Below are 14,613 nucleotides of genomic sequence, written 5' to 3'. Positions count from 1 at the left end.
TACGGGAAAGCCAGGTAATCATCGATCACCGCCCGGCTGCGCCCCGCCTGCACGTAGCCGCGCCAGTCGGCATTGAATTCGGTATCCACGCGCAGGCGGTAGTTCAGCGAACTGTCGCGCACCGGTTGCGCCCACGATTGCGGCGTCAGCATGGTCCTGGGCGAGACGCCCGAGGGCAGGGTGGTGCCGCCCAGCAGCTGGTAGCCGGCTACCGAGTGCTGCGCCTTCTGCTGGTATTCGGCATCTAACTGCACCAGCGTCTTGGACGATAGCGCCCAGGTCGCCGACAGCGAGGCAAAGTCGCGCCAGCCATCGCCATGGTCGACGTAGGAGTGGATGTCTTCATGCGCGGCGTTGATGCGCAGGCCGAACTGTTTCTGTTCGCCGAAGAGTACGCCCAGGTCGGTGGCCAGGTAGCGCGAGCCGTAGGAATCGGTACCCAGGGTGATCGAGCGCACATCGGCCGGGCGCTTGGTCACGTAATTGACGATGCCGCCGGCGCTGCTGACACCGGCCTGCAGGCCGGCCACGCCCTTGAGGAATTCGACGCGTTCCTTGTTTTCCAGCGCGATGTTCTGTTCGCCGGTCACCGTCAGGCCGTCGATGCGATAGGCGCTGGCCGGGTCGAGCGTCACGCCACGGATGCTGAAGTTCTCGTAATAGCCCACCGGAGCGTAATTCTCGTTGATGGCGGCATCGTTCTTGACCACGTCCGAGAGCAGGCGCGATTGCTGGTCGCGCATCTGCGCGGCCGTGACCACAGCCACCGAGGCCGGGGTGTCCAGCAGCGGCGCATCGTCGAAACCGGCCACGGCGGCTGATCGAGGGCGCGCGCCATCCCTGGTCGTCCCGCTGGCGGTGACGTTGACCGTGGGCAGCGCTTCGCCCTTGTCGTCGCCGACATCGGCGGCGCGGGCAGTGGCCGACAGGCCGAGCGAGGTGCCGGCCAGCGTCAGCATCAGCGTGGAGGCCAGGGGTGCAATGCGTTTCATGTTGGTTCTGATCGTGGAGGGTAGGAGAGCCGGAGCGCCGGGCGCTCCGTCGTATCGGCCAGCGTGGTAGCCGGCTCAGCGATTGCGGGCGACGGCCACGGCGCGGCCGAGGTCGGCCACCGACATCGCATAGAAGTAGCTGCGATTGTACTGTGTGATGGCGTAGAAGTTATTGGTGGCGATCCAGTACTCGGTGGGGCCGGTGCCGTTCTGCAGGTCGACCAGGCCGAAGCGCTGACCGGCCGGCAGCGGCGGGGTGGAGATGCCGGCTGCGTGCAACTGGTCTTCGCTGTACTTGGCTTCCAGGCCCTGGTTGAGCATGGCTTGCCATTGCAGGTTGTCGGTCGAGACGGTGACCGGGAAGGCCACCGGTTCGCCGCGCTGCCAGCCATGCACGGACAGATAGTGGGCCACGCTGCCGATGGCATCCACCGGCGAATTGCGCAGGTCGATCTTGCCGTCGCCATCGAAGTCGACCGCATATTCGCGGATGCTGCCGGGCATGAATTGCGGCCAGCCGATGGCGCCGGCATAGGAGCCGCGCAGCGACAGCGGATCGATGCCGGCCTCGCGCGCCAGCAGCAGGGTGTTTTCCAGCTCGCCACGGAAGAAGGCCATGCGGGCCTCCCGATTGGGCGTGTTGGGGTAATCGAAGGCCAGCGTGGTGAGCGCATCCATGACGCGGAAGTTGCCGGTGTTGCGGCCGTAGACCGTTTCCACGCCGATGATGCCGACGATGATTTCCATCGGCACCCCGTACTGCGCCTCGGCGCGCGCCAGCGCCACGCCATAGGTGTTCCAGAACTCGACGCCGGCATTGATGCGCACCGGTTCCACGAAGCGGGCGCGATAGGCGCTCCAGTTCTTGGGCTTGGTGCTGGGGGCCGGCTTGATCAGCTGGATGGCGCTGTCCACATAACGGGTCTTGGCGAAGAGATCGTTGAGGTCGCTGCGCTGGAACTGGTTGCGCTCGACCATCTCGTCGATGAAGCGGCCGACGTCCTTCCAGTCATTGAAGTTGACGAACTCGCCCTGGTCGTCTGCCACGACTTTCTTCTTCGCTGCCGACTTTGCTTGCGGCTTGGCCTTGGGCTTGGCTTTGTCGCTGCCGGCTTTTTTGTCTGCCGGCTTCTTCTGGGTTTTCTTTTCCACAGGCTTGCCGTCCTGCGCATGCGCTGCCGGCGCCAGGGCGCACAGGCCGGCGAGCAACAGGGTGGAGAGGGACGAAGTCAGGCGAGGCAGGGAGATGGGCATGAGCGGCAAGCGGTGAAGCGATCTGGTCAGCGGAGCAGGGGGCAGGACAAGCCTGCAAGTATACCGCATCGGCCATCTCGCCCCGTGCTGGTGCATGTCGCACACCCCGCTTGCGTACACGATGCGCGACAGCGGATGTACACTAGCCCGATGAGACAACCCGGCCGGCCACGGCTTGCCTGATAGTAACAAGAGCAATAATGACCACCGCCATCTATACGCATGCCGACTGCCAGCGCCACGAAATGGGCGACTGGCACCCCGAGGCCCCCGCCCGTCTGGAGGCCATCGAAGACCAGTTGATCCTGAGCCGCATCGATCAATTCCTCGACCGCCGGGAAGCGCCGCTGGCCGATCCGGCCGAGCTGGAGCGGGTACACACGGCTGCGGCCGTGGATTACGTGCGCGAACACAGTCATGCGCTGACCCTGTCGGGCGAGCGCTATTACTCCATCGACGGCGAGACCCTGATCAACCGGTACAGCTGGAATGCCGCTTTGCGCGCAGCCGGCGCGGCCGTGGCGGCGACCGATGCGGTGCTGGCCGGCGAGCTGGACAACGCCTTCTGCGCCGTGCGTCCGCCCGGGCATCACGCCACGCACGACAAGGCCATGGGTTTTTGCCTGTTCAACAACGTGGCGGTGGCGGCCCGGCATGCCATCGACGTGCACGGGCTGCAGCGGGTGGCGGTGATCGATTTCGACGTGCATCACGGCAATGGCACCGAAGACATCTTTGCCCATGATCCACGGGTGCTGATGGTGAGTTTCTTCCAGCATCCTTTCTATCCCTTCTCCGGCGATGGCCCGACCGAGTCGCACATCGTCAACGTACCGGTGCCGGCCTACTCCGATGGGAGTGCGGTGCGTCAGGTGGTCACCGAGAAATGGCTGCCGGCGCTGCATGCGCACCAGCCGCAGATGATCTTCATCTCGGCCGGTTTCGATGCCCATCGCGAAGACGACATGGGCCAGATGGGGCTGGTCGAGGCCGATTACGCCTGGATCACGCGGCAGATCATGAAGATCGCCGACCAGTACGCCCAGGGCCGCATCGTCAGCTGCCTGGAGGGAGGTTATAGCCCCTCGGCGCTGGGGCGCAGCGTGGTGGCCCACCTGAAGGTGTTGGCCGATCTGGAGTGAGCTTTGTAGCGTGGGAGTATCTCTGCGCTAGGCCGTGACCGGTTCATCGGCTTCGTAGGCCTCATAGGCCGCGATGATCGCATCGGCCACCGCCCGCACCCGGGCGGTACGGTTCAGGTCGCTGTGCAGCACCAGCCACATGTCGTAGGGCGTGGCCCGCTCCGGCCAGATGCGCACCAGCCCGCTGGCAGCGTCGCCCACGTGGGTGGGCAGTTCGCCGATCCCGAATCCCGCCTGCAGGCAGTCGTACATCACCAGCCCGGTACTGACTTCCATGGCCACGTTGGCATGGACGATGGATTCACCACAGATCTGTTCGGACTTGTTCGGCGAGATGCTGTACGGGTAGATCACGACGTCATGCCCCTTCAAACCGCTGCCGGATTCGGGCCGCCCCCGCTTTTTCACATAGGCTTTGGACGCATACATGCCTTTGTGCAGCCGCTTGAGATGGCGCGTGATCAGGTCCGGCGCGTCCGGGCGCACCGTGCGCACGGCGATGTCGGCTTCGCGCTTGGTCAGGTTGCTCAACTGGGTGGAGGTGGTGAGCACCACCTTGATGGTGGGATGGGATTCCCGCAGTTGCTTCAGGGCCGGCAACAGGAAATGGCGCGCCGTGATGTCGGTGGCGGCCAGTCGCACCACGCCGCACAGGCGCTCGTCGATCCCCTGCATCTGCCGCTGCAGTTGTTCGGCGCCTTGTTCCATCTGGCTGGCCGCCGTGGCCGCCAGCTCACCGGCCGGCGTCGGCACGTAGCCGCTGGGCGTGCGCAGGAACAGGCGCGCGCCCAGCGATTTTTCCAATGCAGCCAGGCGTCGGCCTGCCGTGGCCTGGTCGATCTCCAGTTGCTCGGCCGCGCCACGCAGAGTGCCTACGCGGTAGATGGCGAGAAAGATACGGGCGTTGTCCCAATCCATGATGCACCTCCCGGTCAGTATCGTGATGCAGATTTGCATCGGCCTGCCGAGTTTATACCTCTTTATTGCATGATGTGGGCGACCTAGAATCTGGCCATCGTCACCCGCCCCGGCGCTTCCGGCAGCGGGTCCGCCGCTCTCACCCGCGCCCTTCGTGCAGAAAGAATCCGCCTCATGTCTTCCGCCCCCTGCCCACAACTGACGGCCGCGGCCGTCCCACCGCCTTCCGCGGTCACGCATCGTGCCGGCATGCTGCCGCTGGTGGCGCTGGCCATCGGTTTCGTCATGGCCATGCTGGACGTGACGGTGGTCAACGTCGGTCTCTCCAATATCGCCAGCAGTCTTGATGCACCGCTATCCACGCTGGTCTGGATCGTGGATGGCTACACCCTGACCTTCGCCGCCATGTTGCTGGTAGGCGGTGCGCTGGCCGACCGCTTCGGCGCGCGCAAGCTGTACCTGGCCGGACTTTTCCTGTTCGTGCTGGCCTCGCTGCTGTGCGGCGCCGCGCCCAATGGTCCCTTCCTGGTGGCGGCGCGCCTGCTGCAGGGGCTGGGTGCGGCTTTCTTCATGCCCAGTTCGCTCAGCCTGCTCAGTCACGTCTACGAGGATGACCGTGTGCGCGCCCGCATGCTGGGCGTGTGGTCGGCCACGGTCGGCCTGGCCGCCGCCATCGGCCCGCTGGTGGGGGGCGTGCTGATCCACTGGCTGGGCTGGCGCAGTATTTTCCTCATCAACGTGCCGGTCGGGCTGGTGGGCCTGTTGATGGCCAGGAAGCTCATCCCGCAGGTGGCCGGGCAGGCCCGTGCCCTGCATCTGTACAGCCACCTGGCCGGGGTGGTGATGCTGGCCGGGCTGTCCTTTGTGCTGATCCAGGGACCGGTCTATGGCTGGACCTCGCCGCGCATCCTGGCCGGACTGGCAGTGGCAGTGCTGGCCGCCGTCGCCCTGGTGCGCCATGAACTGCGCGGCGTGGCACCGCTGCTGCCCAAGGCCCTGTTCGCCACGCCGCAGTTTGCGGCCGCCAATGGCATCGGCTTCATGATCAATTTCGGGATCTACGGCAACCTGTTCTACCTGGCGCTGTTCCTGCAGCAGGGGCGTGGAGCCGATGCTCTGCATACCGGCCTGCAACTGGTGCCGATGATGGCCGTGGTGTTCTTCGGCAACCTGATGTCGGGCCGCATGGCCGCGCACTGGGGACCGCGCGTGCCGCTGTTGCTGGGTTTGTCGGTGGGTACGGTGTTTACTGCGGTAGCGATGAGCTTCCGCCCGGACACGCCCTACTGGGTGCTGGCCGTGGTCTGCGCTGCAGCCAACCTGGGCATCAGCACGGCCATCCCGGCCATGACAACGGTGGTGATGCAGGTGGCCGGCAAGGCCCACGCCAACAGCGCGGCGGCGGCCCTGAACGCCAATCGCCAGATCGGTGCCCTGGTCGGTGTGGCCCTGATGGGCGCCATCCTGCACAGCGTGGACGGCTGGGGGCTGCGCAATGGCCTGGCCTTTGGCGTCATGGCCGCCGCTTACGGGCTGGCGCTGTGGCTGGTGTGGCGTTTCGTGGGTGTTGTCAAGGAGCAATGGGTGACCCGACGCGCCTGAGTGCGGTGTTGTTACCCGTCCAACAGCCTGCCCCGACTTGTGCGCGGCAGGCTGTTTTATTGGGGATTTGTTAGGGATTGGCGGGGCAGGGCCGTAAAATAGCGCCTTCAACGAAATACGCACCAGAAAGAAATCCCGCATGTCCATCCAATGGTTCCCCGGTCACATGAACTCCGCCCGCCGCAAGGCCGCGGAAAGCATGGAAAAAGTCGATATGGTCATCGAAGTGGTCGATGCCCGCCTGCCGCAGGCCAGCTGCAATCCGATGATCGAGCAGTTGCGCAATGCGCGTCAGCGTCCCTGCCTGAAGATCCTCAACAAGACCGACATGGCCGACCCGGTGGCTACACAAGCCTGGATCGACTACTACAACAGCCAGAAGGGCGTGACCGCCGTGGCGCTGTCGTGCAAGAAGCCCTCCGACGTGGCACGGGTGCCCAAGCTGGCCATGCAGGTGGCCCCGCATCGCGGCACGGCCTTGAAGCCATTGCGCATGATGATCATGGGCATCCCCAACGTGGGCAAGTCCACGCTGATGAATGCGCTGCTGAAAAAGCGCGTGGCGGCGGTGGGCGACGAGCCGGCCGTCACCAAGACCCAGCAGCGGCTCTACCTGGGCAACAACATGGTCCTGACCGATACCCCAGGCATGCTGTGGCCCAAGATCGAGCATCCCAGTGACGGCCTGATGCTGGCCGCCAGCCATGCGGTGGGCAGCAATGCGCTGATCGAGGAAGAGGTCGCCACCTTCCTGGCCGACCTGCTGCTGCAGCGTTATCCGCAATTGCTCAAGGCGCGCTATGGCTTCGATCCCGAGGGCATGGATGGCGTGGCCGTGGTGGAGGGCGTGGCGGCCAAGCGCGGTTTCCGTCTCAAGGGCGGCGACTACGATTTCGAGAAGGCCGCGCATACCTTCCTGCAGGATTACCGCAGCGGTGCGCTGGGCCGCATCTCCCTGGAGACCCCGGCGTCGCGCGCCGAGCTGCTGGCGACCTACCGTTCCACCGACAACCCCGATGCCCTGCCGGCCGAGGATGAGGAAGACGAGGAGGAGGACTACGATTGGCGCAACGCGCCGGATCACCGGGAGCGCAAGGACTGAGTGCGGCTGTGCCGCTCTGTCGGTTTTCCTCCCGGCCCGGTCAAATCATATAAATGATTTTCCCTTCCGGAAAAGCTAAAAGGCCAGCGCGAAGCTGGCCTTTTCGTTTGCTGCAAGGAGGCTGCAGGGGAGGCGGATTACCAGGAGGTGATCACGGAACCCTTGTACTTTTCCAGCACGAACTTCTTCACTTCCGGGCTGTGGTAGGCCTTGACCAGCTTGGCGACCCAGGGCTTGTCCTTGTCGGCGATACGCACGGCGATCACGTTGGCGTAGGGGCCGGTGGAGGCTTCCACGGCGATGGCGTCCTTGGTCGGCGACAGGCCGGCCGATTCGGCGTAGTTGCCGTTGATGACGGCGGCGTCGAAGTCATCCAGCGAACGCGGCAGCTGGGCGGCGTCCAGTTCGATGATCTTGATCTTCTTGGGGTTCTCGACGATGTCCAGCGGAGTGGCCTTCAGACCGGCATCGGCCTTGAGCTTGATCACGCCCTTGGCCTGCAGCACCAGCAGCGCGCGGCCGCCGTTGGTCGGGTCGTTGGGCACGCCCACGCGCGCACCTTGCTTGAGGTCGTTGAGCGACTTGATCTTCTTGGAATACACGCCCATCGGGAAGGTGATGGTGGTACCGACGCTGACGAACTTGTAACCGCGGTCCTTGATCTGCGCATCCAGGTAGGGCTGGTGCTGGTAGGAGTTGGCGTCCAGATCGCCGGCGGCCAGGGCGGCGTTGGGCTGGATGTAGTCGGTGAATTCGATGACCTTCATCTGCACGCCGTCTTTTTCCAGCAGCTTCTTGACCTGTTCCATGATCTCGGCGTGCGGACCTGCGGTCACGCCCATCTTGATCTGGTCTTCCGCGAATGCGGGGGCCGACACCAGGCCGGCTGCCAGGCCCAGGCCTGCGATGAATTGAATCAACTGACGACGCTTCATGACTTTCCTTTCAAGCTTTTTTGAAATGCGCAGCGGATAGCTGCGCGGTGTTATCGATGCCGGTTGCGCGTGGCGCTCTTGGCGTGCTCAGCGATGACTGAGCTTGCGCACCAGCAGGTCCCCCAGGGATTGCACCAGCTGCACGAACACGATCAGGATCAGTACCACGGCCAGCATCACTTCCGGCAGGAAGCGCTGATAGCCGTAGCGGATGCCCAGGTCGCCCAGGCCACCGCCACCGATGGCGCCGGCCATGGCCGAATAGCCGACCAGGCTGACGAAGGTGATCGTGAGACCGGCGACGATACCAGCAAATGCCTCTGGCACCAAGACCTTGTAAATGATTTGCCAGGTGGTCGCGCCCATGGCCTGTGCGGCTTCCACCAGGCCGTGGTCGACCTCGCGCAGCGCGGTTTCCACCAGGCGCGCGATGAAGGGCGCGGCGGCGATGGTCAGCGGCACGATGGCCGCGGCGGTACCGATGGAGGTGCCGACGAAGAAACGCGTCATCGGGATCACCGCCACCAGCAGGATGATGAAGGGGGTGGATCGTACCGCGTTGACCAGCAGGCCGGCGATGCGGTTGAAGACCACGTTGGGCAGCACGCCCTTGTCTTCGGTGATGTGCAGGGCGATGCCCAGCGGAATACCCAGCAGCGAACCGACCACGCCGGAAATCACCACCATCATCAGCGTCTCGCCGAAGGAGCTGACGAACAGATCAATCAGTTCAGATGACATGGTTGAGCTCCTCGACGACGATGCCCTGCTCGCGCAGGTATTGCATGGCTTGGTTGATGTCTTCCGGCGAGCCGTTGGCGAGGATCGCCAGCGAGCCGAAGGCCTGGCCCTGGATCTCGTCGATCTGGCCGTGCAGGATGTTGAAGTTCAGGTTGAAGCGGCGCACCGCTTCCGACAGGTGCGGCTGGTCCACGTCGTTGCCGGTGAAGGCGAAGCGGAACAGGTGGTCGGTGCCCTGGCCGGCATCGGCACGGGCCAGGCGTTCGCGCAGGCGCGCCAGCACGCCCTTGGGCAGTTCGTGGGCAATGACGTCGCCGATCAGGGCGCGGGTGACTTCATGGCGCGGCTGGCGGAACACCTCCAGCACTTCGCCCTGTTCGATCACCTGGCCGGCTTCCATCACGGCCACGCGGTCGCAGATGTCCTTGATGACTTCCATCTGGTGGGTGATCAGGACGATGGTCAGACCCAGTTCCTGATTGATCTTGCGCAGCAGTTCCAGGATCGAGCGGGTGGTTTCCGGGTCCAGTGCGGAGGTGGCTTCGTCCGAGAGCAACACCTTGGGATCGTTGGCCAGCGCGCGGGCGATGCCCACGCGCTGTTTCTGGCCGCCGGAAATCTGTGCCGGATAGCGGTCGCGCAGGGCGGTCAGTCCCACCAGTTCCAGCAGCGGCTCGACCTTGGCGGCAATCTCCGACTTGCTCTTGCCGGCCAGCTCCAGCGGCAGGGCGATGTTGTCGTAGACGCTGCGCGAGGACAGCAGGTTGAAATGCTGGAAGATCATGCCGATGCCGCGACGCGCTTCGCGCAGCTGGGCCGCCGACAGCGAGGTCAGGTCCTGGCCGTCCAGGATGATGCGACCGGAGGTGGGCCGGTTCAACAGGTTCAGGGTGCGCACCAGCGTACTCTTGCCGGCGCCGCTGCGGCCGATGATGCCGAAGATCTCGCCTTTGCGGATCGTCAGCTCGACATTGCGCACCGCTTCGACATTGCCGAATCGCTGGGTGACAGCTTGTATTTCGATCATGATGGGAAGAGAAATGGCAGCGGGCCTCCGGGCGCCGGCATCCCGGCGCAGCCCTCAGGGAGACGCGCGGGCGGTCGCCGGATCACGGGTCTCCACTGCCATCGATATTTTTTATAAGAAGCCGCTATTTTAAGGCGACCAGGTTATATAGGGAAAATAAATTTTCGCCTATGCATATAACCTTCGCATCTTAGCGTGCGACGGGAAGCCGCGCGGGGACTGGCCTGCAGGCAGGCGCGTGGTTCCCGTGGAACAGGATTTCCGTCCTTGCGCGACAAGGATATCGAACAAATTCGAGGTGCTTCCGCATTTTGCGCAGAGAGAGCCGGCCGCCTGCCGGGCCGGCGTATCTTTTTGCGTTTCCCTGGTCCTGCGGTGGGACGTGGCGTAACACGCCGCGCCTGCCGCCTCGCACACTGACTCCCATGTACGCATACCCTGCCAAGGAGCTGGGCGCCCGGCTCGATGAGCTGCTGGAGCTGGCCGATATCGACGAAGTAGTCCTCACCCGCGAGCACGCCGAAAGCCTGGTACTGGTCCGGGAATCAGTCTGGCGCGGGGTCCAGGAAGCGCTGCACCTGCTGGGCAGCGACCTCAATGCCGAACGCCTGCTGTGCAGCCTGCAGCAGTTGCGCGCCATGCTGTCCGCCGGCCAGACCCCTCCATGAATCGACTGTGGCTCAGCCCGCAGGCCAGGCAGGACCTGGCCTGGTGGCGTCGCCACGACCGCGGCACGGCGCGCGAGCTGCTGCATCTGCTGCGCCGCCTGCAGCGCGGCACCCCCCTGCCGGCGCCGCGCATGGTGCCATTGCCGCTCTGCCTGCCAGGCCTCTGGGCCATCCGCCTGTGCGGCGAGCACCGGATCGTGATCGAGCGTTTCTCCGGGGTCGTCATCGTCCATCTGTGTCGTTTTCACTACTGAAGCGAGCCGGCGGAAGAGCTTGAATAAGGTGCTTTAGTTGTTATAAAGCTACAGAAAATTCTCATAAATCGACGCAATTCAAATTATGAATCGATTGAGAAAATAAATACGGTTTAGATTTGGCCTAACTTCTTGAAGTCGTTTTTGGGAAGTCTGGGGGTGGCCACGCGAGAGAGCGACTGGCGCCCGCCAATCAACAGCAATCAAAACACTACGGAGTTCTCTATGAAAAAGTCCATCCTGGCCCTGGCCGTGCTGGGTACCTTCGCTGGCGCGGCCCACGCGCAAAGCAGTGTCACCGTCTATGGTTCGGTCGATGCCAGCCTGTCCTACACCAACAAGATCATCACTTCCGGCAAGGAAACCGGCGGTCAGGTGGCACTCGATTCCGGCCTGATGAAGGGCTCGCGCCTGGGCGTAAAAGGCGTCGAAGACCTGGGCGGCGGCCTGAAGGCCGTGTTCAACATCGAGAACGGTTTCAACGTCGATACCGGTGAGGCCGGCCAGAAGGGCTTGCTGTGGGGGCGTCAGGCAACGGTCGGGCTGTCCGGCAATTTTGGTACCGTCCTGGCCGGTCGTCAGACGGACATCCTGGGCGATATCGGCGGCATTACCTCGCCGGGTGACTTCGGTGGCGTGGTCAGCCGCGTCCACTCGCTGAATCTGGACCGCACCAACGGCGAGCGCGTCAACAACTCCCTCCGCTATAACACTCCCGACTTCAATGGCTTCACCGGCAGCCTGATCTATGGCTTCGGCGAAGAGGCAGGCCGCACCGGCTCCGGTCAATCGTTCGGCCTGGGCGGTCTGTATGCGAACGGCCCGCTGAACGTCGGCCTGGGTTATTTCCAGAGCAAGATGGGTGATGCCAAGAATGCCAGCGACGCCAATGGCGCGGCAGCCTGCAACGGCCCCGGCAAGAATGGCGACACTTGCCTGAAGACCTGGACCCTGGCCGCTTCCTACCAGTTCGGGCCGGCCAAGGTCTACGGTTCGTACTCGCGCGTGAAGCTGCCGCTGACGGCAGCACATCCGGACTACAACCCGAAGGACTACAACTTCGCGATGATGGTCGATCCGAAGCTCAAGAATCCTGCCTACAGGCCGGCTGAAAAGGCTGACTTTGCCATCGGCGCTCCCAACAACGAATCCAGCCAGACTCTGGACTTCGGCGTGAACTACAAGCTTATGCCGGCCCTGTCGCTGATCAGCAGCGTGCAGATCACCAGCGTCAAGTTCGTCAAGGGCTCCAACGGTCGCCTGGTGCAGTTGAACCTGGGCGCCAAGTATGACCTGTCCAAGCGCAGCACCGCCTATGCTGTCGCGCGCAATCTGCGTTCCAACGACATGTACAACGTCGGCACGGCCAGCGACCGCATTCCAGGCGGCGACCGCAGTCAGACCGGCCTGAATGTCGGCCTGATCCACAGCTTCTAAGCTGCACTGCCGCGCAAGCGCAAACACGCCAGATCGGACCCGCATCCTGCCAAGGATGCGGGTTCTTTTTTATGCCTGCGCGGGTGCTGCCGGCAGGAGTCGGGATGAGGCTAGGGTGAACTGCGAGGCAGGCCTGCACCGCGGAGAGGAACGAAATCGAAGCAGATGGACAGGCCCCACCGAGTCCATGGCTGCAAGCCAATAAAAAACCCGCATCGTCGCCGATGCGGGTTTTCTTCTTGCAGCACAGGCCATGTCATCCATGGCCCGCAGCAGGAGGCCAATTACATCATGCCGTCCATGCCGCCCATGCCGCCCATACCACCCATGCCGCCAGGCATGCCGGCCGGCTTGTCTTCTGCCACTTCGGCCACCAGGGCGTCGGTGGTCAGGATCAGGCTGGCCACGGAGGCTGCGTTCTGCAGGGCCGAACGGGTCACCTTGGCCGGATCCAGCACGCCCAGTTCCACCAGGTCACCGTAGGTGCCGTTGGAAGCGTTGTAGCCGAAGTTGCCCGAACCTTCCAGTACCTTGTTCACCACCACCGACGGCTCGTCGCCGGCGTTGAAGACGATCTGGCGCAGCGGCTCTTCGATGGCGCGCAGCACGATCTTGATACCGGCTTCCTGATCAGGATTGTCACCCTTCAGGTCCTTGACGTTGGCGCGAGCGCGCAGCAGGGCCACGCCACCGCCAGGCACGACGCCTTCTTCAACAGCAGCGCGGGTAGCGTGCAGTGCATCTTCGACGCGGGCCTTCTTTTCCTTCATTTCGACTTCGGTGGCAGCGCCGACCTTGATCAGTGCCACACCGCCGGCCAGCTTGGCCACGCGCTCTTGCAGCTTTTCACGGTCGTAGTCGGAGGTGGCTTCGCCGATCTGGGTGCGGATCATGGCCACGCGAGCTTCGATGCCAGCGGCTTCGCCGTTGCCGTCGATGATGGTGGTGTTTTCCTTGCCGATCTCGACGCGCTTGGCTTGGCCCAGTTCAGCCAGGGTGGCCTTTTCCAGGGTCAGGCCGACTTCTTCGGCGATCACTTGGCCACCGGTCAGGATGGCGATGTCTTCCAGCATGGCCTTGCGGCGGTCGCCGAAGCCAGGAGCCTTGACGGCAGCGGTCTTCAGGATGCCACGGATGTTGTTGACCACCAGGGTAGCCAGGGCTTCGCCTTCGACGTCTTCAGCCACGATCAGCAGCGGACGGCCAGCCTTGGCGACTTGTTCCAGCACCGGCAGCAGGTCACGGATGTTGGAGATCTTCTTGTCGAACAGCAGGATGAAGGGATTGTCCAGTGCGACGATCTGCTTCTCTTGGTTGTTGATGAAGTACGGCGACAGGTAGCCGCGGTCGAATTGCATACCTTCGACGATGTCCAGTTCGTTTTCCAGCGACTTGCCGTCTTCAACGGTGATCACGCCTTCCTTGCCGACCTTTTCCATGGCCTTGGCGATGATGTCGCCGATGTCCGCATCGGAGTTGGCCGAGATCGAGCCGACTTGAGCGATTTCCTTGGAGGTGGTGGTGGGCTTGGCCAGGTTCTTCACTTCGCCGACGATGGCGGTGACAGCCTTGTCGATACCGCGCTTCAGGTCGGTCGGGTTGAAACCGGCGGCGACGTACTTGAAGCCTTCGCGCACGATGGCCTGGGCCAGCACGGTTGCGGTGGTGGTACCGTCACCGGCGTTGTCGGAGGTCTTGGAAGCCACTTCCTTGACCAGCTGGGCACCCATGTTTTCCAGCTTGTCCTTCAGTTCGATTTCCTTGGCGACGGAAACACCGTCCTTGGTCACGGTCGGGGCGCCGAAGCTGCGCTCCAGAACCACGTTACGACCCTTGGGGCCCAGGGTCACCTTGACTGCGTTGGCCAGGATGTTGACGCCGTTGACGACCTTGGCGCGTGCTTCATCGCCGAAAATAACTTGCTTTGCTGCCATGTTGGATTCTCCAGAAATTCGGTTCAGTTCATGTCGCCGGGCTTGTAGCTGAAAGCTGGGGCAAGCGCCGGCTGCTGTCTTGTTGCCGATGGCCCTCTATATATGAAGATACAGACGGGCCGGATGCCGAATTACTTCTCGACGACGGCGAACAGGTCTTCTTCGCGCATGACCAGCAGTTCCTGGCCATCGACCTTCACGGCCTGGCCGGAGTACTTGCCGAACAGGACGCGGTCGCCGACCTTCACGGCCAGTTGGCGGACCTTGCCATCTTCCAGGATCTTGCCATTGCCGACGGCCAGGATTTCGCCTTGGTCCGGCTTTTCGGTCGCTGCATCAGGCAGAACGATACCGGAAGCGGTCTTGGTTTCCTGGTCGAGGCGCTTGACGATGACGCGATCGTGCAAAGGGCGAAGATTCATGAGAACTCCTTAATTTTCAATAAGTTAGCATTGATTGCGGCGAAGCCTGCAACGGTTTTCTTCCAAATGCAGCAAACCTCACCGCAAGAAAAAGGGGATTGCGCCCGGCGGGCTGTTAGCACTCTGCCGTGACGAGTGCTAAGTATAGGGATGGGTTCCGGAATTTTCAAGACATCAAGTGCTGG

Annotated in this window: 15 protein-coding genes; 6 read left to right on the top strand and 9 right to left on the bottom strand. The window is 63.3% G+C overall.

Annotated features, from left to right (window positions below):
- Both VE092_RS17645 and mltB read right to left on the bottom strand, forming a co-directional pair.
- Positions 1–992, bottom strand: a 992-nt coding sequence (locus VE092_RS17645) for a TonB-dependent siderophore receptor (protein ID WP_324878995.1), incomplete at its 3' end; no start/stop codon positions are given.
- 75 nt (positions 993–1,067) lie between these two features.
- Complete coding sequence (gene mltB / locus VE092_RS17640) at positions 1,068–2,246, bottom strand: lytic murein transglycosylase B (protein ID WP_324878993.1); 1,179 nt, start codon at positions 2,244–2,246, stop codon at positions 1,068–1,070.
- A gap of 200 nt (positions 2,247–2,446) precedes the next feature.
- Between mltB and VE092_RS17635 the strand changes: the two genes are divergently transcribed.
- Entirely contained in the window at positions 2,447–3,388 is a 942-nt protein-coding gene (locus VE092_RS17635; RefSeq protein WP_324878991.1) for a histone deacetylase family protein, read from the top strand.
- A gap of 27 nt (positions 3,389–3,415) precedes the next feature.
- On the opposite strand, the gene VE092_RS17630 is transcribed toward VE092_RS17635, so the two are convergent.
- Positions 3,416–4,306 (bottom strand): LysR family transcriptional regulator, encoded by an 891-nt coding sequence (locus VE092_RS17630; RefSeq protein WP_324878989.1) that lies wholly within the window; start codon positions 4,304–4,306, stop codon positions 3,416–3,418.
- 174 nt (positions 4,307–4,480) lie between these two features.
- Between VE092_RS17630 and VE092_RS17625 the strand changes: the two genes are divergently transcribed.
- Positions 4,481–5,908, top strand: coding sequence for an MFS transporter (locus VE092_RS17625; RefSeq protein WP_324878987.1), 1,428 nt, complete (start codon positions 4,481–4,483; stop codon positions 5,906–5,908).
- A 139-nt stretch (positions 5,909–6,047) separates the two neighbouring features.
- Positions 6,048–7,010 carry a ribosome biogenesis GTPase YlqF gene (gene ylqF / locus VE092_RS17620; protein ID WP_324878985.1) on the top strand — a complete coding sequence of 321 codons (963 nt, stop codon included), beginning with the start codon at positions 6,048–6,050 and terminating at the stop codon, positions 7,008–7,010.
- Positions 7,011–7,147: 137 nt separating this feature from the next.
- On the opposite strand, the gene VE092_RS17615 is transcribed toward ylqF, so the two are convergent.
- The 3 genes from VE092_RS17615 to VE092_RS17605 all read right to left on the bottom strand — a co-directional run bounded on the left by VE092_RS17615 (position 7,148) and on the right by VE092_RS17605 (position 9,713).
- The gene (locus VE092_RS17615) at positions 7,148–7,945 is read right to left on the bottom strand and encodes a MetQ/NlpA family ABC transporter substrate-binding protein (RefSeq protein WP_324878983.1); all 798 of its coding nucleotides are present in this window, start codon (positions 7,943–7,945) and stop codon (positions 7,148–7,150) included.
- A gap of 87 nt (positions 7,946–8,032) precedes the next feature.
- A complete protein-coding gene (locus VE092_RS17610; protein ID WP_324878981.1) occupies positions 8,033–8,686 on the bottom strand; it encodes a methionine ABC transporter permease in 654 nt (217 codons plus the stop codon).
- Positions 8,676–9,713, bottom strand: a complete 1,038-nt coding sequence (locus VE092_RS17605; protein WP_324878979.1) for a methionine ABC transporter ATP-binding protein — start codon at positions 9,711–9,713, stop codon at positions 8,676–8,678. The genes VE092_RS17610 and VE092_RS17605 overlap by 11 nt, the downstream gene beginning before the upstream one ends.
- A gap of 425 nt (positions 9,714–10,138) precedes the next feature.
- Here VE092_RS17605 and VE092_RS17600 point away from each other — a divergent pair, with 425 nt between their 5' ends.
- From VE092_RS17600 to VE092_RS17590, 3 genes are all read left to right on the top strand, one after another.
- Entirely contained in the window at positions 10,139–10,381 is a 243-nt protein-coding gene (locus VE092_RS17600; RefSeq protein WP_324878977.1) for a type II toxin-antitoxin system Phd/YefM family antitoxin, read from the top strand.
- A complete protein-coding gene (locus tag VE092_RS17595) occupies positions 10,378–10,635 on the top strand; it encodes a type II toxin-antitoxin system YoeB family toxin (RefSeq protein WP_324878975.1) in 258 nt (85 codons plus the stop codon). Before VE092_RS17600 ends, VE092_RS17595 begins: the two co-directional genes overlap by 4 nt.
- 225 nt (positions 10,636–10,860) lie before the next feature.
- Positions 10,861–12,072 (top strand): porin, encoded by a 1,212-nt coding sequence (locus VE092_RS17590; protein ID WP_324878973.1) that lies wholly within the window; start codon positions 10,861–10,863, stop codon positions 12,070–12,072.
- Between the two features lie 284 nt (positions 12,073–12,356).
- On the opposite strand, the gene groL is transcribed toward VE092_RS17590, so the two are convergent.
- The 3 genes from groL to VE092_RS17575 form a co-directional block, all read right to left on the bottom strand.
- The gene (groL, locus tag VE092_RS17585; protein WP_008325965.1) at positions 12,357–14,006 is read right to left on the bottom strand and encodes a chaperonin GroEL; all 1,650 of its coding nucleotides are present in this window, start codon (positions 14,004–14,006) and stop codon (positions 12,357–12,359) included.
- Between the two features lie 131 nt (positions 14,007–14,137).
- Positions 14,138–14,428 carry a co-chaperone GroES gene (gene groES, locus VE092_RS17580; RefSeq protein WP_006713122.1) on the bottom strand — a complete coding sequence of 97 codons (291 nt, stop codon included), beginning with the start codon at positions 14,426–14,428 and terminating at the stop codon, positions 14,138–14,140.
- The coding region (locus VE092_RS17575) for a hypothetical protein (RefSeq protein ID WP_324878969.1) at positions 14,425–14,613 on the bottom strand (189 nt) is incomplete at its 5' end. The genes groES and VE092_RS17575, both read right to left, overlap by 4 nt.

This window comes from Herbaspirillum sp., from assembly GCF_035644555.1.
Lineage (GTDB): Bacteria > Pseudomonadota > Gammaproteobacteria > Burkholderiales > Burkholderiaceae_D > Herbaspirillum.
This window is presented reverse-complemented; position numbering and strand designations above follow the sequence as displayed.

Coding starts and splice junctions, on each gene's coding strand:
- VE092_RS17610 (WP_324878981.1), bottom strand. CDS start 8,686: ATGTCATCTGAACTGATTGATCTGTTCGTCAGCTCCTTCGGCGAGACG.
- VE092_RS17600 (WP_324878977.1), top strand. CDS start 10,139: ATGTACGCATACCCTGCCAAGGAGCTGGGCGCCCGGCTCGATGAGCTG.
- VE092_RS17595 (WP_324878975.1), top strand. CDS start 10,378: ATGAATCGACTGTGGCTCAGCCCGCAGGCCAGGCAGGACCTGGCCTGG.
- VE092_RS17615 (WP_324878983.1), bottom strand. CDS start 7,945: ATGAAGCGTCGTCAGTTGATTCAATTCATCGCAGGCCTGGGCCTGGCA.
- ylqF (WP_324878985.1), top strand. CDS start 6,048: ATGTCCATCCAATGGTTCCCCGGTCACATGAACTCCGCCCGCCGCAAG.
- VE092_RS17625 (WP_324878987.1), top strand. CDS start 4,481: ATGTCTTCCGCCCCCTGCCCACAACTGACGGCCGCGGCCGTCCCACCG.
- VE092_RS17630 (WP_324878989.1), bottom strand. CDS start 4,306: ATGGATTGGGACAACGCCCGTATCTTTCTCGCCATCTACCGCGTAGGC.
- VE092_RS17635 (WP_324878991.1), top strand. CDS start 2,447: ATGACCACCGCCATCTATACGCATGCCGACTGCCAGCGCCACGAAATG.
- VE092_RS17590 (WP_324878973.1), top strand. CDS start 10,861: ATGAAAAAGTCCATCCTGGCCCTGGCCGTGCTGGGTACCTTCGCTGGC.
- VE092_RS17605 (WP_324878979.1), bottom strand. CDS start 9,713: ATGATCGAAATACAAGCTGTCACCCAGCGATTCGGCAATGTCGAAGCG.
- groES (WP_006713122.1), bottom strand. CDS start 14,428: ATGAATCTTCGCCCTTTGCACGATCGCGTCATCGTCAAGCGCCTCGAC.
- mltB (WP_324878993.1), bottom strand. CDS start 2,246: ATGCCCATCTCCCTGCCTCGCCTGACTTCGTCCCTCTCCACCCTGTTG.
- groL (WP_008325965.1), bottom strand. CDS start 14,006: ATGGCAGCAAAGCAAGTTATTTTCGGCGATGAAGCACGCGCCAAGGTC.